Below are 18,754 nucleotides of genomic sequence, written 5' to 3'. Positions count from 1 at the left end.
CCGGGAATATTGGTAGAGAAAACAGGAATCTATATACCATATATCCCCTGGAAAGGCGGAATTTTGCATCATCAACAAGAAACCACTATGGAAACAGTAAAATTAAATAACGGCGTAGAAATGCCAATTCTGGGGTTCAGGGTTTTTCAAGTGCCGGACCTGGCAGAATGTGAGAGAAGTGTATTGGATGCGATCGATACAGGTTACCGCTTGATTGATACGGCAGCGGCCTACCAGAACGAAGAAGCCGTAGGGAATGCAATAAAGAAAAGTGGCCTTGCCAGGGAAGAGCTTTTTATCACTACCAAGCTCTGGATACAATCAAACGGATACCAGGATACCAAAAAGGCATTTGATGTGTCGCTGAAAAAGTTACAGCTTGACTACCTGGACTTGTATTTGATCCACCAGCCATTCGGCGATGTGTATGGAGCGTGGCGGGCAATGCAGGAACTACATCAGGAGGGTAAAATCAGGGCAATTGGTGTAAGTAACTTTCAACCTGACAGGCTCATTGACCTGATCATCCATAACGAAATAGTGCCGGCAGTCAACCAGATTGAAACGCACCCTTTTCACCAGCAGATCCAGACACAGCAATTCCTGGAAGAAAACAATGTGCAGATCCAGTCCTGGGGGCCATTCGTGGAAGGCAAAAACGGCTTGTTTGAAAATGAGGTTTTAGCCTCAATTGGTGAAAAATATAATAAAACAATCGCGCAAGTAGTGGTACGCTGGCTTACGCAGCGTGGGGTAATTGCGATCCCCAAATCAGTCCGCAAAGAAAGAATGGCAGAGAACCTGGACATTTTTGATTTCCAGTTGAGCGCGCAAGATATGGACGCGATCAAATCTCTGGATACCAATGCCAGCAGCTTCTTTGATCACCGCGATCCGAAAATGGTGAAATGGCTGGGTGAAAGAAAGCTGGACGATAAATAGGCTATATCAAGGTCGCGAAATTAATATTTAACCACTAAATAAACTTATTACTCATGCAATCTCACTCATTTTTCAAGTCTGTTCTGGCATCTACTTTACTAGCGCTATGCCTCGTAATAGTTGATACAAAATCGTCACGGGCACAAAGTGCTGCCGGGCCGGAGCAGCAAATCATTGACCTCTCAAAAAAGAAGTGGCAATGGATGGCTGATAAGAACGTGGACGAGCTGGCCAAACTCTTTGATGACAAAGCAAAATTTGTCCATATGAGTGGCACCTGGAAAAAAGACGAAGAGCTGGAAATCATCAAGACCGGAAGCATCTGGTATAAAAAAGCAGACGTCAAAGATGTTGCTGTCGAGATTGTGGGTAACACGGCAATTATTTGGAGCCGGATTACACTCTCAGCGATGGTAAGGGGCAATGAAGCAAATACAGAGTTCACTGTTACAGAGGTTTATACAAAACAGGCCAATGATTGGAAAATGCTGGCGCTCACATTCAGCAGCGTGCGCGATACGCATGTTATCAAACATTAAAACCGGGGATACAATGAAATTGAACGTAAATAAAACAATCACCAGAATCCTTACCTGCCTGATGCTTTCAGCAGGCTTGATGCTAGGATCTCAGGGAGCATTCGCGCAAGCTGAAAATAGCGCCGAGCAGAAGATCATTGCACTTTCTAAAACGAAATGGCAATGGATGGCAGACAAAAATGCAGACTCGCTGGCTGCGCTTTTTGACGAAAAGGCCGTTTTTGTTCACATGGGAGGATCCTGGGGCAAACAACAAGAAGTCAATATCATCAAGTCGGGAGGCATTCATTACAAAAAGGCAGATATCCATAAGGTATCTGTAAACATCATTGGATCAACGGCTATCCTTTTAAACAGGATCACACTTTTAGCTGTCGTTGGCGGCCGGGAGGTCACCAATGAATTTGAAGTGACGGAAGTGTATGTGCAGCAAAAAGAAGGTTGGAAACTAGGGTCACTCTCATTTACCAAAGTGGGGGGATAACAAAAAACAGATTAGAAAGCATGAAACTAACCGCTCCATTAGCGCACCTGCTGCTTGCTTTTTTGTTCTTGATTTCGGCTTGCTCTTCTACTCAAACTGAGCGGATCGATGCTGAAACAAACACTAATGTAGCAGCTGGCAAGATCCTGATCGTCTATTTATCTCGCACAAAGAATACCAAGGCGGTTGCGGAAATGATCCAGAAGAACGTAGGCGGAAAATTGGTAGCGATTGAACTGGAAAAGCCGTATCCTGATAATTATCAGGCAACTGTCGCGCAGGTAGCCAGTGAAAACCAGTCGGGATATATGCCGCCTTTGAGAACTAAAATTGGCAGCATCGCCCAGTACGATGTTGTGTTCGTTGGCTTCCCAACCTGGGGGATGCAGCTGCCACCACCGATGAAAAGCTTTTTGAAACAATACGATTTGAGCGGTAAGACCATCATTCCCTTCAATACGAATGGTGGCTACGGCATTGGCAGCACTTTTGAAACTGTCAAGCAGCTATGCCCTGACAGTAAAATATTGGAAGGGTATTCGACCCGTGGCGGCCTTGAAAGGGACGGGCAGCTGCTAATGATTAAAGATGAAAAAGCGCGGCAGACCCAGGACGAGATCAAGCAATGGCTCGAAAAGCTTAAAATGATTTAATGCGAACAATTTGATTCAAGCGTCGCAGATTAAATGCAATAGATATGAGAAATAAAGTAATGCTAAGTCTTGTATGTGTGGTATGCTCCATAGTTAGCTTGCAAGGCCAGGCACAGAAAACTAAAAGTACGAAACCTTTAATCATCCAGGAGCAGGGCGCTTTTTCTGCTGGTGGCAGTGTAACCAAAAGTGAGGGCACATTCGATGCGCTAAAATCCTGGAATGTAGCCCAGGGCGGACAAACCCGCCACGGGGACCATGCCGACGTGTTTTACCAGATCCCGCCAAAGGCAAAGCGACTTTCTATGGCTTTCCTGCATGGCTACGGGCAATCGCGCCGCAGCTGGCAAACCACTGCCGATGGAAGGGAAGGCTTTGCCAATATCTTTCTAAGAAAAGGCTACGGTGTTTATCTGGTAGACCAACCCGGGCGTGGCCACGCAGGGCAAACTTCAAAGCCGGGACAGATCACGGCCATACCAGATGACCAGACCTGGTTCACCCAGTTCCGGATCGGCTTGTATCCAGATTTTAATGAGGGTGTCCAGTTCCCAAAAGACAGCGTATCACTCGATAATTTCTTCCGGATGATGACGCCCAACACGGGCAGTGTCGATGAAGCAACGATTGTAAATGCTATGTCGGCAGTGATGGATAAATCTGGTGACGGGATCTTGTTTACCCATTCGGCCGGTGGTTCGCCAGGATGGAAGACGGCTATTAGAAACCAGCGTGTTAAAGCCGTTGTGGCCTATGAGCCGGGCGGGTTTACCTTTCCCGAAGGCCAGGAGCCGGAAGGCAACCGTGGCGGTAAAGGAGTTCCGCTTGATGAGTTCAAGAAACTGACCAGGATACCCATCGTGGTTTATTTCGGTGATTTTATCCCGAAAGACGAAACGAAAGCAGCTTCATTAAATTTTTGGAGAAATGTCTTGGCTACGGCGCGCGAGTGGGCAAAAGTGATAAACAGCCACGGGGGTGATGCTACTATTGTCCATTTGCCAGAGATAGGTATTAAAGGCAATACCCATTTTCTGATGTCGGATTTAAACAGTGAGCAAGTTGCAGGCGTGTTGGAGAAATGGTTAAAAGAAAAAGGCCTGGACAAGTAATCATCAGACTATGGATTTAAGCAAAATCAAATTGAGAACGAGCAGGTTAAAATCATCTGCCTTTATAACGGTGTTAGCGGTGGTTTTAATGACTGTTAACATTATTAAGGCACAGAACGTGGCCAGCTCAAAAGAAGGGTTAGACCCCAAAGCAAAGGGCATCATTATTATTTCTTCCCTGACAGCACAAGGTGAGATCCCAGAGCTAAGAAAACAGCTTGGCGGGGGCCTTGATGCAGGTTTGAGTGTCAATGAGATTAAGGAAGTCCTGGTGCACACCTACGCATATTGTGGTTTTCCACGGAGCATCCGCGGCCTGCAAACATTCATGCAGGTCATTGAAGAAAGGAAATCCAGGGGCATCAATGACAACATGGGAAAAGAAGCATCTGTTGTCCAAGCTGATAGCAACAAATATGAGCGCGGCAAAAAAATATTAGGAGAGCTGACAGGCACGCCACAGCCCGAGCAGCCTTCGGGCTATGGCGCATTTGCGCCGGCCATAGACACATTCTTAAAGGAACATTTGTTTGCAGACATCTTTGAAAGAGATGTGCTGACCTACGGCCAAAGGGAACTGGTGACCATTTCGGTAATCAGCGCCATTGGCCAGGCTGAGCCAATGCTAAAAAGCCATTTGAACATTTCACTACGTACAGGTTGGTCGCCTGCCCAGTTAAAAGAGTTTGTCACGGTCATTGCCCCAACAATTGGCAAGCAGAAAACCACAGCGGTAAATACAGTTTTAAACGAAGTGTTAAGCAGTAATAAATAGAATGAAAAATATAGCAATCGCAACAATGAGCCTGTTAGCATCGATGTCAGAAGTGCAGGTAGCAAACGCTCAGGCTACAACAGCCAAAAACCCGTTTACGCTGGTTTATGATGGTGCTATTTCAAAAAATATGGCAGGCAAAGTCAACATTCACCCCGTAAAATATAAGTTGAATGGGATTGATATTGCCGCCAACGTATATACTCCATCGAGTTACGACCCTGCAAAAAAATATCCAGCATTAGTAATTGCCCATCCCAATGGCGGTATTAAAGAACAGACAGCCGGGCTGTATGCGCAGCGCCTTGCCGAAGCAGGATACATTACCATTGCTGCGGACGCAGCCTACCAGGGAGCTAGTGGCGGCAAGCCCCGTCACACCGATAAACCTGCCTTTCGGACAGAAGACATTCGTGGGATGGCCGACTTCATCACCCGCTATAAGGGAGTGGATGTGAACCGTGTTGGCGCTTTGGGTATCTGTGGCGGTGGGGGATATACGTTAAAAGCTGCCCAGTCTGACAAAAGACTAAAAGCAGTTGCAACCCTGAGCATGTTTAACTCGGGCGAAGTCCGGCGCAACGGCTTTCAGAATTCGGCCCTGGAAACCATTCCGCAGCGTTTAAAGCAGGCTTCCGATGCCCGCGCGCAGCAGGCCGCAGATGGCAAAATTATTTACGCCGGAGTGGCAAGCATCACTGATGAAGAAATCGCAAAGGTTTCCACAGACCTGTACCGCGAAGGGTACATTTACTATTACAGAACGCATGCGCATCCCAACTCCACTTTCCTGTACCCAATGAGCAATTTGCTAGACTTGATGACCTGGGATGCTAGTGAGAATATGGATTTGATCGATCAGCCCTTACTCATGATGGCTGGAAGCAAATCAGACACAAAATACATGACTGATGAAGCATTCCCCAAAGCTACTAATTCAAAAAGCAAGGAGCTATTTGTTATCGATGGGGCAACACACATCCAGACCTATTGGAAGCCAGAGTATGTAGATCAGGCTGTTGACAAGCTCGCTGAGTTCTATACAAAGTTTCTGTAAGTCAAATATTTGGATTGTGCTGGTTACCAGCTGTAACTGCTTTTTGTTCTAAAACTATAAGCCTAATCTCACCATCAATTAAACCTTTTCACCATGGCCAAAATCACATTAAATATCAACAAAAAGGATTACCCTTTGGAAGCTGATCCGCAAATGCCGCTCTTATGGGCGATACGCGATCTGGCTGGTCTTAAAGGAACTAAGTATGGTTGTGGTGTCGCGCAGTGTGGGGCTTGCGTGGTGCATTTAGATGGCGAAGCGGTGCGCTCTTGTGTGACCAAAGTGAGCCGTGCGGCTGGGAAAAAGGTAGTAACGATCGAGGGGTTGTCTGAAACAAATTCACACCCTGTCCAGAAAGCCTGGCAGGAAATTGACGTACCGCAATGCGGTTATTGCCATTCAGGGCAGATTATGTCGGCTGCGGTGCTGCTACGCGAAAAGCCCAATCCGACCGACCAGGATATTGATGATGCGATGGCGGGGAATATTTGCCGCTGTGGAACCTACTTGCGCATTCGCGAGGCGATCCACACGGCTGCCGAGTTGCAGAAAAAAACAGGTACGAAGGGTTAAAAACATCCATTTTCAAACTCACCTTATGAAGCAAAAACTAGAAAATGGAATGAAACTATTTGTTCAAAAAAAGGCTGCTACCGTGCTGTCAATATTCATTTTATCATCGCCGTTGGGGCATCTGCATTCCGGAATGATGCGCCGGTAAAACAGATTACATTCAGCACCATTAACCGTGATAGCGTAGCGTCGGTACAAGCTTTTGAAACTGTTTACAAAACGCTGATGAGCCCGCGCTGTATGAACTGCCATCCGGCTGGCGATGTGCCGCTGCAAGGGGATGACAGCCATTTGCATGCGATGGGCCCCAAACGTGGCTTGGATGGCAAGGGCGTTTATGCCACGAAATGTTCCAATTGCCATCAGGAAACCAACATAGCTGGCCTTCATATGCCGCCGGGAAACCCTGAGTGGCACTTGCCGCCTGCTGCCATGAAAATGGTTTTTCAAGGAAAAAGTGCGCATGAGCTGGCTAAACAGCTGGTTGACAAGAAGCAAAATGGGAACAAGGATATCAAAAAGCTGATCGAGCACGCCGATGATGGGCTTGTGCTTGCAGGCTGGGATCCGGGAGAAGGAAGGACATTGCCACCGGTAACGCATGCCGAATTTAAAAAAGCCTGGATTATCTGGCTTCGAAGCGGTGCTTACGCCCCCAAGAAGTAAGGCTTTCAATTTAGGATCGTCAACGACAAAGTAAGAACACAATGGAAAAAAGACAATTAGGAAAAAGCGGGCTTGAAGTGTCGGCACTTGGCCTGGGTTGTATGGGACTAAGCTTCGGCTACGGCCCGGCAACAGATAAAAATGAGGGCATCGCACTAATCAGGGCTGCATTCGAGCGCGGTGTAACTTTCTTTGACACTGCCGAAGCTTACGGGCCATTTACAAATGAAGAGCTGCTGGGCGAAGCAATTGAGCCTTTTCGGGATCAAGTCGTGATCGCAACAAAATTTGGTTTTGAAGGCGGCGAGTCGAAAGGCGGGCTTAACAGCAAGCCTGAAAGTATACGGGCATTTGTTGAAGCGTCACTCAAACGCCTTAGAACAGACCGCATCGATTTGCTATATCAACACCGGGTCGATCCACAGGTGCCAATTGAAGATGTGGCCGGAGCAGTAAAAGAGTTGATCCAGGCTGGAAAAGTCAAACATTTCGGACTTTCAGAAGCAGGAGCGCAGACGATTCGCCGGGCGCATGCGGTTCAGCCAGTTGCCGCGCTTCAAAGTGAATATTCACTCTGGTTTCGGGAGCCTGAGAATGAGATCTTACCGACGCTGGAAGAGCTCGGGATCGGCTTTGTGCCATTCAGCCCGCTAGGCAAAGGGTTTTTGACCGGGAAGATCGACGAGAACACAACCTTTGACAAAAACGATTTCAGAAATATCGTACCCCGGTTCACCACAGAAGCACGTAAAGCAAACCAGGTAGTGGTGGATTTGCTTAATCGTATTGCGGAGCAAAAAGGCGGAACAGGAATGCCTGCCACCGCCGCGCAAATTGCATTGGCCTGGTTGCTTGCTCAAAAGCCGTGGATTGTGCCCATTCCAGGAACAACTAAACTGCATAGATTAGAAGAGAACTTAGGCGGTGCAGCTGTTCAACTTAGCGAGCAGGACCGGACTGAAATCGAAAGTGCAGCTTCGGAAATTAAAATTGAAGGGGCACGTTATCCGCAGGCGCTGCAGAACCGGGTTGGGAAATAGTCAGCAGCTCGTCTGTCTGTCATAGATGTTGAATTTGCCGTTTCTATCTCCTATTAAACTTAATAATATGAACTATATCCTGTCAACATGCCTGGCGATGCTTGTTTTTATTTCCTGCAAGCAGAAATCAGACAATACACCTGAGCCTTCTGTTTCCACCGGTCCGGATACAGAGCAAGCGGCAGATTCATCTGCGGTTGAGACTAATCCGCCCAATGCTACCTATTCGTCTTCTTTCAACGGACAGACACGGATTAAGGGTGTACGCACCCAAACCGCCTATTCAGCTAGGATTATAACTGACCAACTGGATCGTCCCTGGGGGATTACAGGCTTACCTGACGGGCGGATGCTGATTACCCAAAAGACCGGTCAAATGCGGATTGTATCTGCATCCGGCCAGATTGGAGCTTTGATCACCGGTCTGCCTGCTGTGAATGCTTCCGGTCAAGGCGGTTTGCTTGGTCTTTGTCTGGACAGGCAATTTGCAACAAACAGGATTGTGTTCTGGGTGTTTTCAGAGCCCGTAGCAGGGGGCAATGTGACAGCCGTAGGTCGTGGCAGATTGTCTGCCGATGAAATCAGAATGGAGAATGCAACCGTCATTTACCGGGCTACACCAGCTTATTCGGGAAGCAATCATTATGGTGGACGTATCCTGGTTGACCCAACAGGACATTTATTGGTAAGCACAGGAGAACGGGCAGATTTAGTAACAAGGCCACAGGCTCAATCGATGAGCTCGGGACTTGGCAAAATTATCAGGATCACAACTGATGGGCAGCCTGCCGCAGATAACCCGTTTATAGGTCAAGCAACAGCACGCCCTGAGATTTTTTCTCTCGGTCACCGTAATCCGCAAGGGTTGGCATTGCACCCGGTGACGGGTGACGTTTGGCAAAGTGAGCACGGGCCACGGGGCGGTGATGAACTTAACCGTGTGGAAGCTGGTAAAAATTACGGGTGGCCTACCATTACTTATGGTCTTGAATACAGTGGTCAGCGTGTCGGGGCAGGCATTCAACAGCAAAACGGATTAGAGCAACCCGCTTACTATTGGGACCCGGTCATTTCTCCAAGTGGGATGAGCTTCTTTGCGGGGAACTCGGTACCTGAATGGGAAAATAATCTATTTATCGGATCGCTTAGTGGAATGCATATCGCCCGATTAGTGACTGAAAACAACCGGATTGTGGGTGAAGAAAGACTATTGGCTGATCAACGTCAGCGTTTCCGTGATATCACCCAGGCAACAGACGGTGCTTTATTTGCTATTACTGATGAAGGCCGTCTCTACAGGATTGGCCCAAATTGATATAAATACATGCACCTGGCCAGTTATAGATTGAAGCAAAAAATGATCCTTAGTTAACTATTTAAAGATATCCGAACATGGACAAAGATAAAACAGCCTTGAACAGACGCTCTTTCCTAAAAGCTTCAATCCTGTCTGGTGGCGGAATGATGCTTACCGTCAGCTGGTTATCCAGCTTCAAATCTGCTGACAAAACCCAGGCGCTGGGCTTGCCTGAGCAGTGGGCAACCCTGAATGGTTACATCCATATCCTGCCTGATAATAAGGTAAAGCTTATTTGTCCTAACCCTGAATTTGGGCAAAATGTAATGACTTCCCTGCCGATGATGCTGGCCGAAGAACTGGATGTGGATTGGAAAAACGTGAGCGTCGAAATGGGGTCGCACGATCCGGCCAAACTCGGGGCGCAGTTTACAGGCGGAAGCAATTCTGTGCGCATGTACTGGAAACCATTGCGTGAGGCTGGCGCTGCAGCCAGACAAATGCTGCGTGAAGCTGCCGCCCAAACCTGGAATGTGCCAGCCAGCGAAGTGAGCACCAAGGCGGGTGTCTTGTCGCATTCGAGCGGAAAGTCGGCCAAATATGGAGATATGGCCAGTAAAGCAGCCAGCGTGCCTGTACCAAAAGATTTGAAGCTAAAAGCACCAAAGGATTTTACTATTGTCAGCAAGTCCAAAAAGAATGTAGAAATAAAGAAGATCACTTCCGGCCAGCCGCTTTTTGGGTTGGATTATAGTGTTGACGGAATGCTGATCGCCATGATCCAGCACCCGCCTGCTTTTGGAATGAAGCTAAAATCATTCGATGCTGCCGAAACATTGAAAATGCCGGGCATTAAAGATGTTTTCACCCTGAAATTATATGCGGACGATTTTGAACAAGGCGGTTTTGATACGCGTACGTTCAATGATCTGCTGGTTATAGTCGGAAACAGCACCTGGGAAGTGATCAGTGCGCGTAAAAAGCTGGTTGCCAACTGGGAAGCAGCTGGCGATGTGAAAGACACAATGGGTGGAAGGGGCGGAAAGCGGGAAGTTACCGTTCCTGGAGCGCTCGAAAGTACAACTACGCAAATGCAGCAAATGCAGGAATATGCAGCAAAACCAGCCCAGGAATTGAGACGAGATGGTGATCCGGAAGCTGCTTTCAAGAATGCAGCCCAGGTGATCGAGCGTACATACAACGGGCCCTTTTTAGCCCATAATTGTATGGAGCCAATGAATTTCTTTGCCCATGTGACAGATGAAGAGGCGCTGGTAGCGGGGCCCTTGCAAGCCCCAGGTTGGTCTGAGCCTACACTTGCAAAGCTATTGAACCTGTCTGCCGACAAGATTGAGATACAAATGACGCGCATGGGCGGTGGCTTTGGCCGCAGGGCTTATGGCCATTATCTCTACGAAGCTGCGTTGATTTCCAAGAAAGTGAAAGCACCGGTGAAGCTGATGTATACCCGAGAGGATGATATGACCTACGGTATTTACCGCCCGATGTACACAGCCACTTACCGCGCGGCTTTGGACGCTAATAAAAATCTGATCGCGTTTCACGTAAAAGGAGGTGGGATTCCGGAGCATCCAATCCATGCAAACCGTTTTCCGGCTGGTGCCCTTGACAATTACCTGGCAGAAGGCTGGCAGATCGCCTCTAACATTACCATAGGTGCTTTCCGAGCTCCGCGCTCCAATTTCAACGCAGCTGCCGAGCAATCGTTTTTGGACGAAGTGGCCGAAGCAGCTGGCAAAGATCCAATCGCATTCAGGCTGGAACTTTTGAAAAGAGCAAAGGAAAAGCCTATTGGAAAAAACAATGAATATGACGCCGACCGTTACGCTGGCGTTCTGGAATTGGTGCGCGACAAATCGAACTGGAACAAGCCGGGAAATGAAAAATACAACCGTGGAGTGGCTGCTTATTTTTGTCACAATTCGTATGCGGCGCATGTAGTGGATATGGTAACGCGCGATGGTCAGCCTTATGTCGAGCGCGTATATAGTGCAATGGACTGCGGCATTGTTATCAATCCGGATGCTGCCACGAACATGGTGCAAGGAGCGGTGGTTGATGGGATTGGTAATGCATTTTATGGTGAACTAACGTTTGAAGACGGATCTCCACAGAAGAATAATTTTAGCAATTACCGTATGATCCGGATTAACGAAGTGCCCAAAAGCATTCAAGTGCATTTTGTCCAGAACGAACTAGATCCTACGGGATTGGGAGAGCCGCCATTTCCGCCGGTTTTTGGGGCAGTGGCCAATGCATTGTATAAACTGAAAGGCAGACGTTATTACAACCAACCTTTTAAGGATGAACCGGAAAAGGTTATTTGAAACATCCAACCAAAATCTGATCACATCGATGAGGTTTTGGTTGGTACTGTTAATGTTGATACCTACTCTGTGGTTTCAATGAAATTTGACGATCATACCACTTTATAGTTTTAGATCTCAATGAGGCCAATATCGTTTAAATGAACCTTTCTGATGTACGTTTAAACGTACTTAGGCAGTTAACCTTCCTTGTGTGTTAGACAACAAAGCCCAGAATAAGTCCTGCTTGCAAAAGGCTTTCCAAAGTGCAGAAAGGTCCAAAGCCTGTCGGGCTCGGCTGCGCAAGCAAGGACGCACTAATTTCTAGTCTTGGGCTGCTAAACGCAACCTTAACTTTTATTGATCGACGAGTATTCGAATTAAGAGAACCAGATTTTGATGAAGAGGATATCATCGGCCGGGACTTTAGTGGTGATACTGAAAATTGCGTCGCCATATGCAAGGAATGTAAATAAAGACAATGTGGCTATTGATTTGTCCTATCGTTTAGTTAACTGGGACGATCAAAGAAGCTGGACGGATTCAGTTTACAATAAGTATAGGATTTGTAATTGGAGTCACCAGGACACTACTGCATTCTAAAACCGGCGTCGCAATACCAGTCACTTAGAGAAAGTGCCTCATACGTTGCAGTTTGCCATGAGTTAACTCGATTGTTCAATCGAGATTCAGCGTTGCTCCGCAAATGAGCGCGGACAGCATCGCGACCACCTTGATTCCACATATTAGTAAGTTGAAATCGAATGTTTAGCATTTCCTCAACCGCATTAGAGCGATAGAGCTCATCTAGACCAAGTTTGTTAAATTGGTTGCGAACTCGGTTGCAGGTGATTAGATCCCAATGTGCTGGAACGACCACCGAGAATGATAATGTAGCAACGGGCCCAGTAATAACATTTCCTTGCAACCATCTGTCGTTTTCAACATCGTCGAAGTAAGGGTGAAGAAATACCTGATCAGGATGATATGGATTGTCCCACTCTTTTGCTTTATTACAATCTTTGCAAGCTGGAATCAAGTTTAGTGGAGTGACCGTGAACTCAGAATATGACGTCTTTGGTAAATGATGGTCTAAGGTAGATACCGATCGGTGCCCGCAGAATGGACATCTCCCAAATCTCGCAGAAGCCATGATTCGGTCATAAATCGGCCGCCCGGGAGAGTTCGCTCCAACCATTCTTGATGTGTAAACTGTAACCATTTCAGCATTAGTCACGATACCGTCAACGTCGCCTACTTGTAGAATCTCATTTAACCTCCTGCGATCTGCAGCATCAATGTAAATTTGTTCAGCGCGGGCGACAGAATTTGCCACATTTATCAGACGTGCCCTTAGTCCAGCATTTCTTACTCGGCTAATGCAAGTTCTGAATGTAGATTCGGCGTCTAATGGTTCAGGTTCAATCTTCCACATTATGAAATTCCTCGATTCTTTTGTATCATTAATGTACGGACGATCGCCTTAGCTTCTTCCCCTAATTGCCCATCGAAGCGATTGACAGCGTCTTCGTATGTTAGCTCTTCGTCGACAGACCTTCGCAAAATGTTGTGAAAGCCGGAATCAGTCACTTCCAGACCAAATATTTCCCTTGTCAAAATGCCAATATTCTCACCAAATGTTTCGATCTCTGGTCTTTCAACTGTGGTAGTCTGTCCATTCCGTCGGACTTTCCAAACACAACTTCTAGGAACTTCTTGTAGCACCACAGGGGAGTGAGTTGCAATAAGTGCAACACCATTTCTATCAATCATTAGATCTGAAATGGATCGTATGAAAGCCGATAGCAACGGAGGATGCAGATGAGCTTCTGGTTCGTCAAGGAGCACCAAGGTTCGCTCTTCAACAGTTTCGACCAACCGCGTCATTGTAAGCAATACGATTTTATGTCCCGAGCTTAGCCTTGCAAAAATTTGCGACGCTTCTATCCAGTGCTCAGGACTATTCGAGGTGCTGAGCTCAGCAATGTTTGCTCCGCGAAAAATCGTATCGGACTGTAAAGCAAGCAATGATCTTCTCCATCTCAACGCTCTCGCAGGTTGACTCAAGCAAAGTTTGGCACTTGTTGCAAACTCGTTGGCAAGTTCTTCTGGACCCTTCGAAGCACCAGTTTGCCTATTTGGCGCATTTGCTATACTTTTTAGGCCAATATAGGAGTACTTTAAATCACTGCTTCGATTGATGGCTTCTGGCAGCGGCGGAAATGGATCGAATGCGCTAAATGTTACGGACACAATATTCGCAAATAGTTCGCTACCCAACATATTTTGATTGAATGAGAAAGAGCCGCTGGGATAAGTGACCGCTCCGGAATTTTGCGCAACCAAGGCATTCGTCATGGAATTTAACATAAAGGTTTTCCCAACTCCATTTCTTCCGATCAAAACATGAATGTTAGTGGGCGGCTCCGCATTTGGCAGAACGGCGAATGAAAGTACAATTTGACTAGACAATCTGTCAAGTTGTGGAGGCCCGAAATAGCTAAAATTATAAGGAGAGAGCCGCGCGCCTCCTCGACTTACCCTATGAAGTTGCCCCCTCACAGTTGCCTTGCTGACATCTCGCAGTAACGACACTCCCATGACTTTCTCGTGTAAAGCCCGCTCGAATAAATCTAGGTCTCGCGCAACATCATTTAGGGCATCCAGTACTTCGTCTCTGAAACTCGGGCCAAACGTCGCTAAAACTCCGTAGTAATCTTCGTCTTGTCCCAGCGAAAAAAATCGGTCATCCAGACTATCAAATTGTAGAGGAATCATTGGAGAGCGTTGTGACTCGCCCATTTTGAACTCTCCAATTTTTAGCACGCCCAAACTTTGGATGGCACCGAGCTCCGTCACGTAAAAAAGTAAATATGTGGTTGCAAACTGAAAATAATCATCCCATTCGCTATGAATAAGAAAAAGTTGCTTTTTGACGCTGTTAGTCATCAACCTTTGATCTGGCAACACAATAAATTTCATAACATGATAATTTGGCTGGTTGGGGCGATTTTACGACGCAAGCAGTGCCCTAAGTTTCCCATGCCATTAAGCAGATAAGGCTAAAACCTGTATACTCAGAAAACCGGATTTAATGATGCGTTACTGATCGATAACTGTACATCATGGTACTTTGCAATCCTGCATCAGTTCGAGCATTGTTGGAAATACTTTGATTTTTGCGCTGAATGTGGGCAGAGCATGTCATACAATTCGCTATTAAATTCACGAAAGCTTCATTGTAGGCAAAAGTGGCACCGGAAGCTTTCTTACTGGTAATTTAGAACCGATACCCATCTGCCTTGCAGTCGCCGATGCCAAATTCAGGGAAGTTTAGAGTTGGTAATACAGTGTCGAACCGTGACGAGAATGAATTTGCCACTCTGCGTAGATTTATACACAAATCCAGAACTTCCACCACCTTTGAGGCCACTACCATATACTCACTGAATTGTCTCGTGAAACGTCCGATCGGTGCGATCGAAAAAACCAAGGTGAGTTGAAGAAAAGTGTCTTATGTTCGGCGTTTTATGAAACGGCAATGTTCCAACGAAACCGTCTTTAAATGAGTCCTGTAACAGGAATAGTCTTATTTTGATACTTGGAGATACCTTGATGGAGCCATCTGAACGAAACCGACTTATGAAACATTTTATACTCGCTGGTGTATGCATGTTGAGTTTACTAAATTGCAAGGAAGACAAAATTAGTCCAGCGGCACTGGAGTGTTATTATGGGTTCGAAGGATTAACACGTGGCGACTATGTAGTTGGCGCGCCAGTAACAGTGCAACTAAGCGGCGGATTAGCTGTCGGTAGCCAACTGATAGCATCTAATGGTGTTGCTTGGGGTGGTTGCAATCTCCCGAAACAATTTATGCAAAGTGGTTTAGCCGTCTACGTGACAGGCTATTTTTTGACCTCCAAGACACTGGAAACAATGAATTTAACACCTGTACCTTTTGTAGTTACTTCGGCAAAGCCCAGATAATAGCGATCCATTTTCTAATCGCATTCCCTTTCTCATCAACTGTCCGAAAATTGCGGAAGATTTGGACAGGACGTTAGGATACAGTCTCACGTTCGAGCGTTTTGTGAGAAAAGCTAAATCATTTCGCAGGGTAAGATATAAAGCACAGGAGAATGTGCTTCTCGAAAAGAAAGCATAGACTCAAACCAATGTCATAAAAAGGTAAGGCGTATCAAGCTGATAATATCCAGCGATGCTGTTGCAAATTTGATCCAAAAGTTGAAGCGCTTTTTCTTTTCCATGACGCGGCCTTTTTATGCAATATGGTTAGTTATATCATGCCTCAAAGAAATATTGGATAAGTGGTTATTTGATTTAGAATCACCACGGTTGCATTTACTGAGAAGAGGCACTGTCGCAAATAACGTCGGGTTTTTAAAGATATCGTATATGATAAATTACGCAGATATGAATATTTGCCTGTCGTCTAGAAAGGCAATAAAAGATTTAGCTTTGTCTATTCGGTTTAGGATTTTGCCCCAGGTTTCTTCAGAATAGGATTCGGTAGCAAACTTACGTTCTTTGTTCCAATCGTCCTCGTGGTCAAAGTTCGTCTGTAAATGGCCAAACCTGAGTCGATCTGCAAGGGATTGAAAATCTTTGTATTTTGTTGATTTACCTACATTAATCAGTTGTAATATGTTGTCTAAAATGTATTTTCTGAGTTGGCCGTCTTTTATAAAGAGTAGCCATCGCGATTGTTGCTCATAAACATACCCAATAACCTTGTCACCGGTAAAGGTTAACTCACTGTCGAACGGTGAAAGGGGAATCACTTGGTTAAAAACGGACTTAGTCATTCTTCGACCGCCAACGGCAAGTGTTTTTATTTTAATGATTTCTTCGTCGATATTTGCTTGTGGATACATAAAAATTAGGCTTTCGGTTAATAAGCATGAATCAAAGAGCACAACCCAATAATGTTACCCATATTTGATTCGCGCGATGTGTCAGAAGAACCGGCGGATGAGTTTTAAGACTCCGATTTCGCTGCTAGGCATGTATTGACAGTAACAAGCTCCATGGCTTCTCCCACTTATCGCTTCATCGGCGTTTACAAAAATGGTGGTTTTCCCGTACTTTTAACACATACCCAAGCGTCTGATAAAACGTCCGATCCGTGCGACCATCTAAACTACTGTGAGTTGGAAAGAACAGTCTAAGGTTCGAGGGTTATTTGAGAGCCCTTTTCAACCTTGAAAATATTGCTCGAACAGGTTTCAGACTCTTCAAAAAGAAGATAAGTATCGTCTGAGATTGTCTTCTTTTTACTTTGTGGTGTTTGACAATTTCCAGAAATCGTTTGGACGAAAGGGTGTGGAATGAAATAAGCTCCTGAGCGATTAATTCTCTTGCAGTTATGGTTCTGGGTGATAGCAAAAATTCAAATACCTCTTTCGTGGCATCTTCTATCAAAACACTCTTTCTACTTAATGCAACACCTGCAAAGAGTTCGTCAATTTTCCTGCCATCGGAAATATGCTCATCTAGGTCTATCGCAATTTTTTTTTCAAATATCGCCTGAGCAGCAGGTCCACCAAGGAGACAATACAGCGTTCGCTTCAAGTTAGCATAGCGGAGGTGCTTCCTCCGCTATTCTTGTTTTAAGGCACTTAACTAGCTGATTATTAGTATAAAATTTGAAAAGATGTCCAAAAAAGCTCCTCGTGTTGGTGAGCAATTCGGTGAGCATTTTCCTGTGAATTAGAGTGCTTACCGGAAAAAAGCTATGTGTCTTTGGCGTTAATAAACTATGAGTTTTGTTTGCTAAACAGAGACGAGGACCTTGTCGCCAAGTTAAATTCTTGAACCCTTGTTATCGTTTGTCTGGTGTTTATGGATACTTACACAATGGAAAGATATTACAATTTCGGTCACATGAGTACAGTACAGAAGGTAAGCCCTTAAAGACATATTGGACTATCAAAGTGACGGCGCGACATGCGTCCATTAAAACAGAAATGTATTGCGAAGGATGGCCCGAAGAGAATTGTCAAGACGATCTATCGGAAGAATACCAGCGTGCTCTTTTGCACCAACAAACAATGGCTGGTAAACGCACGAAAGGCCTGAGACAGGGAATAGTCTAAACGGTTTTTGACCGCTCGACATAGCATTACGGACTTACACCTCTTCTTTCTGCTACGTTGGAAATAACCATGCGAACTGTGATTTCGATCACACTTTTTTTGTGATTTCCCTCCTTTTCAATAAGAGTAGCGCTGTTGTAAATTTGTAAAGAGAGAAGGGTGAGATTTCAAGGAAAATTCTTGCAAGACAATATGTAGAGTTTCGATTACGGCAGACTTTTCAAACTTTTTTTGCAATTGTGAAAGTAAGACTAACTGAGCAGTTTGAGCTTCTCATAAGAATTATCCATATGTAAGTTTTCGATATTCGAAAACTGGTTGGCTGATCAAAGGAATAAAACACTATTAATTATAATACTGAGGCATGAAAAATCTAACTAACCGAGATGCACCAGCACAGATTGACCCTAAAAAGGGTTTCAAAATTCATTTCCTTGTTTTTCTGCTCGTCGTCCCTGCTATATGGGCTGTATGGTATTGGACGGACAGATCCTACCCGTGGCCGCTTTGGTCAACACCTGCCTGGGCAATAGGAATACTCTTCCATTACCTGGGGGTATATGTTTTCAAGCGAAAGATTAGTTAATAAATACCAACATGAACCAGCAAAAACCATTCAGACGCATTGTGACGGGTCACGATGCGAACGGGAAAGCTATTATCCTGTCGGAAGCTTCTCCCGAGAGAACCTATATGATCGGCGGCCCCCATGGTGCCAAGTTTCATGAGGTTTGGAGTACGTGGCAGTCCCCGGCATTGATCGGCAGCAGGCCGGAAGATCCCGACGAAACCAGCCTGGTATTGTCGCCACCCAAAGGCGGCACGCGCATCAGGGTTATTGATTTCCCGCCGGAAGGGGAAGAGATCCGGAATCTTAGCAAAGAGGAGGCGGCAGCTAAATTCAAATCTATGGGCGGTGAGAAAGCGTCCACATCCGGAGAGGGTGCCGCACACCCTTTGATGCACCGGACCCAAACGATCGACTATGGGATTGTGTTGGAAGGTGAGCTGACATTGATCGTCGACCGGGGCGAAACAACGGCCAAAGCCGGTGATATCATCATCCAGCGCGGTACCAACCATGCCTGGGCCAACCGGTCGGGCGAACCCTGCCGCGTAGCCTTTATTTTGATTGACGGCCAGTTTACCGATGAATTACAGTAAGTTACA

Annotated in this window: 19 protein-coding genes; 15 read left to right on the top strand and 4 right to left on the bottom strand. The window is 45.9% G+C overall.

What is annotated here, in order from left to right; all coding sequences use genetic code 11:
- Positions 1-87: 87 nt before the first annotated feature.
- The 12 genes from NFI81_RS12355 (at position 88) to NFI81_RS12300 (ending at position 11,486) form a co-directional block, all read left to right on the top strand.
- Entirely contained in the window at positions 88-942 is an 855-nt protein-coding gene (locus NFI81_RS12355; RefSeq protein WP_234612132.1) for an aldo/keto reductase, read from the top strand.
- Positions 943-995: 53 nt separating this feature from the next.
- A complete protein-coding gene (locus tag NFI81_RS12350) occupies positions 996-1,481 on the top strand; it encodes a nuclear transport factor 2 family protein (protein WP_234612133.1) in 486 nt (161 codons plus the stop codon).
- Positions 1,482-1,494: 13 nt separating this feature from the next.
- Positions 1,495-1,965 carry a nuclear transport factor 2 family protein gene (locus NFI81_RS12345; RefSeq protein ID WP_310589230.1) on the top strand — a complete coding sequence of 157 codons (471 nt, stop codon included), beginning with the start codon at positions 1,495-1,497 and terminating at the stop codon, positions 1,963-1,965.
- 20 nt (positions 1,966-1,985) lie between these two features.
- Positions 1,986-2,618 (top strand): flavodoxin, encoded by a 633-nt coding sequence (locus tag NFI81_RS12340; protein ID WP_234612134.1) that lies wholly within the window; start codon positions 1,986-1,988, stop codon positions 2,616-2,618.
- 44 nt (positions 2,619-2,662) lie between these two features.
- Positions 2,663-3,730 carry an alpha/beta hydrolase gene (locus tag NFI81_RS12335; RefSeq protein ID WP_234612135.1) on the top strand — a complete coding sequence of 356 codons (1,068 nt, stop codon included), beginning with the start codon at positions 2,663-2,665 and terminating at the stop codon, positions 3,728-3,730.
- A gap of 10 nt (positions 3,731-3,740) precedes the next feature.
- Positions 3,741-4,505: a carboxymuconolactone decarboxylase family protein gene (locus NFI81_RS12330; RefSeq protein WP_234612136.1), complete on the top strand. Its 765-nt coding sequence runs from the start codon at positions 3,741-3,743 to the stop codon at positions 4,503-4,505.
- A gap of 1 nt (position 4,506) precedes the next feature.
- Positions 4,507-5,562, top strand: coding sequence for an alpha/beta hydrolase (locus tag NFI81_RS12325; protein ID WP_234612137.1), 1,056 nt, complete (start codon positions 4,507-4,509; stop codon positions 5,560-5,562).
- A 93-nt stretch (positions 5,563-5,655) separates the two neighbouring features.
- Positions 5,656-6,135 carry a (2Fe-2S)-binding protein gene (locus NFI81_RS12320; protein ID WP_056289113.1) on the top strand — a complete coding sequence of 160 codons (480 nt, stop codon included), beginning with the start codon at positions 5,656-5,658 and terminating at the stop codon, positions 6,133-6,135.
- Between the two features lie 225 nt (positions 6,136-6,360).
- Positions 6,361-6,801, top strand: a complete 441-nt coding sequence (locus NFI81_RS12315) for a hypothetical protein (protein WP_234612138.1) — start codon at positions 6,361-6,363, stop codon at positions 6,799-6,801.
- Between the two features lie 41 nt (positions 6,802-6,842).
- Positions 6,843-7,841 (top strand): aldo/keto reductase, encoded by a 999-nt coding sequence (locus tag NFI81_RS12310; RefSeq protein ID WP_234612139.1) that lies wholly within the window; start codon positions 6,843-6,845, stop codon positions 7,839-7,841.
- Between the two features lie 67 nt (positions 7,842-7,908).
- A complete protein-coding gene (locus NFI81_RS12305) occupies positions 7,909-9,156 on the top strand; it encodes a PQQ-dependent sugar dehydrogenase (RefSeq protein WP_234612140.1) in 1,248 nt (415 codons plus the stop codon).
- 77 nt (positions 9,157-9,233) lie between these two features.
- Positions 9,234-11,486, top strand: a complete 2,253-nt coding sequence (locus NFI81_RS12300) for a xanthine dehydrogenase family protein molybdopterin-binding subunit (RefSeq protein ID WP_234612141.1) — start codon at positions 9,234-9,236, stop codon at positions 11,484-11,486.
- Between the two features lie 568 nt (positions 11,487-12,054).
- Here NFI81_RS12300 and NFI81_RS12295 read toward each other — a convergent pair.
- Positions 12,055-12,801, bottom strand: a complete 747-nt coding sequence (locus tag NFI81_RS12295; RefSeq protein ID WP_234612142.1) for an HNH endonuclease — start codon at positions 12,799-12,801, stop codon at positions 12,055-12,057.
- A gap of 98 nt (positions 12,802-12,899) precedes the next feature.
- A complete protein-coding gene (locus NFI81_RS12290; RefSeq protein ID WP_234612143.1) occupies positions 12,900-14,447 on the bottom strand; it encodes an AAA family ATPase in 1,548 nt (515 codons plus the stop codon).
- Positions 14,448-15,107: 660 nt separating this feature from the next.
- Between NFI81_RS12290 and NFI81_RS12285 the strand changes: the two genes are divergently transcribed.
- Positions 15,108-15,455, top strand: coding sequence for a hypothetical protein (locus NFI81_RS12285; RefSeq protein ID WP_234612144.1), 348 nt, complete (start codon positions 15,108-15,110; stop codon positions 15,453-15,455).
- A 437-nt stretch (positions 15,456-15,892) separates the two neighbouring features.
- On the opposite strand, the gene NFI81_RS12280 is transcribed toward NFI81_RS12285, so the two are convergent.
- Both NFI81_RS12280 and NFI81_RS12275 read right to left on the bottom strand, forming a co-directional pair.
- Positions 15,893-16,363, bottom strand: coding sequence for a hypothetical protein (locus tag NFI81_RS12280; RefSeq protein ID WP_234612145.1), 471 nt, complete (start codon positions 16,361-16,363; stop codon positions 15,893-15,895).
- Positions 16,364-16,667: 304 nt separating this feature from the next.
- Positions 16,668-17,060 carry a hypothetical protein gene (locus NFI81_RS12275; protein ID WP_234612146.1) on the bottom strand — a complete coding sequence of 131 codons (393 nt, stop codon included), beginning with the start codon at positions 17,058-17,060 and terminating at the stop codon, positions 16,668-16,670.
- A gap of 888 nt (positions 17,061-17,948) precedes the next feature.
- On the opposite strand from NFI81_RS12275, the gene NFI81_RS26520 reads away from it, so the two are divergent.
- Complete coding sequence (locus NFI81_RS26520) at positions 17,949-18,170, top strand: 2TM domain-containing protein (RefSeq protein ID WP_374759450.1); 222 nt, start codon at positions 17,949-17,951, stop codon at positions 18,168-18,170.
- Positions 18,171-18,181: 11 nt separating this feature from the next.
- The gene (locus NFI81_RS12270) at positions 18,182-18,748 is read left to right on the top strand and encodes a cupin domain-containing protein (protein WP_234612147.1); all 567 of its coding nucleotides are present in this window, start codon (positions 18,182-18,184) and stop codon (positions 18,746-18,748) included.
- Positions 18,749-18,754 lie beyond the last annotated feature (6 nt).

Source organism: Dyadobacter fanqingshengii (assembly GCF_023822005.2).
Taxonomy (GTDB): Bacteria; Bacteroidota; Bacteroidia; order Cytophagales; family Spirosomataceae; genus Dyadobacter; species Dyadobacter fanqingshengii.
The sequence above is the reverse complement of the archived record's forward strand: the minus strand, read 5'-3'. Positions and strand labels throughout refer to the sequence as shown.

What these genes read in the sequence shown, in the direction of transcription:
- NFI81_RS12270 (WP_234612147.1), top strand. Translation starts at nt 18,182, where the DNA reads ATGAACCAGCAAAAACCATTCAGACGCATTGTGACGGGTCACGATGCG.
- NFI81_RS12290 (WP_234612143.1), bottom strand. Translation starts at nt 14,447, where the DNA reads ATGAAATTTATTGTGTTGCCAGATCAAAGGTTGATGACTAACAGCGTC.
- NFI81_RS12285 (WP_234612144.1), top strand. Translation starts at nt 15,108, where the DNA reads ATGAAACATTTTATACTCGCTGGTGTATGCATGTTGAGTTTACTAAAT.
- NFI81_RS12320 (WP_056289113.1), top strand. Translation starts at nt 5,656, where the DNA reads ATGGCCAAAATCACATTAAATATCAACAAAAAGGATTACCCTTTGGAA.
- NFI81_RS12330 (WP_234612136.1), top strand. Translation starts at nt 3,741, where the DNA reads ATGGATTTAAGCAAAATCAAATTGAGAACGAGCAGGTTAAAATCATCT.
- NFI81_RS12280 (WP_234612145.1), bottom strand. Translation starts at nt 16,363, where the DNA reads ATGTATCCACAAGCAAATATCGACGAAGAAATCATTAAAATAAAAACA.
- NFI81_RS26520 (WP_374759450.1), top strand. Translation starts at nt 17,949, where the DNA reads ATGAAAAATCTAACTAACCGAGATGCACCAGCACAGATTGACCCTAAA.
- NFI81_RS12315 (WP_234612138.1), top strand. Translation starts at nt 6,361, where the DNA reads ATGAGCCCGCGCTGTATGAACTGCCATCCGGCTGGCGATGTGCCGCTG.
- NFI81_RS12350 (WP_234612133.1), top strand. Translation starts at nt 996, where the DNA reads ATGCAATCTCACTCATTTTTCAAGTCTGTTCTGGCATCTACTTTACTA.
- NFI81_RS12355 (WP_234612132.1), top strand. Translation starts at nt 88, where the DNA reads ATGGAAACAGTAAAATTAAATAACGGCGTAGAAATGCCAATTCTGGGG.
- NFI81_RS12335 (WP_234612135.1), top strand. Translation starts at nt 2,663, where the DNA reads ATGAGAAATAAAGTAATGCTAAGTCTTGTATGTGTGGTATGCTCCATA.
- NFI81_RS12310 (WP_234612139.1), top strand. Translation starts at nt 6,843, where the DNA reads ATGGAAAAAAGACAATTAGGAAAAAGCGGGCTTGAAGTGTCGGCACTT.
- NFI81_RS12345 (WP_310589230.1), top strand. Translation starts at nt 1,495, where the DNA reads ATGAAATTGAACGTAAATAAAACAATCACCAGAATCCTTACCTGCCTG.
- NFI81_RS12300 (WP_234612141.1), top strand. Translation starts at nt 9,234, where the DNA reads ATGGACAAAGATAAAACAGCCTTGAACAGACGCTCTTTCCTAAAAGCT.
- NFI81_RS12325 (WP_234612137.1), top strand. Translation starts at nt 4,507, where the DNA reads ATGAAAAATATAGCAATCGCAACAATGAGCCTGTTAGCATCGATGTCA.
- NFI81_RS12340 (WP_234612134.1), top strand. Translation starts at nt 1,986, where the DNA reads ATGAAACTAACCGCTCCATTAGCGCACCTGCTGCTTGCTTTTTTGTTC.
- NFI81_RS12305 (WP_234612140.1), top strand. Translation starts at nt 7,909, where the DNA reads ATGAACTATATCCTGTCAACATGCCTGGCGATGCTTGTTTTTATTTCC.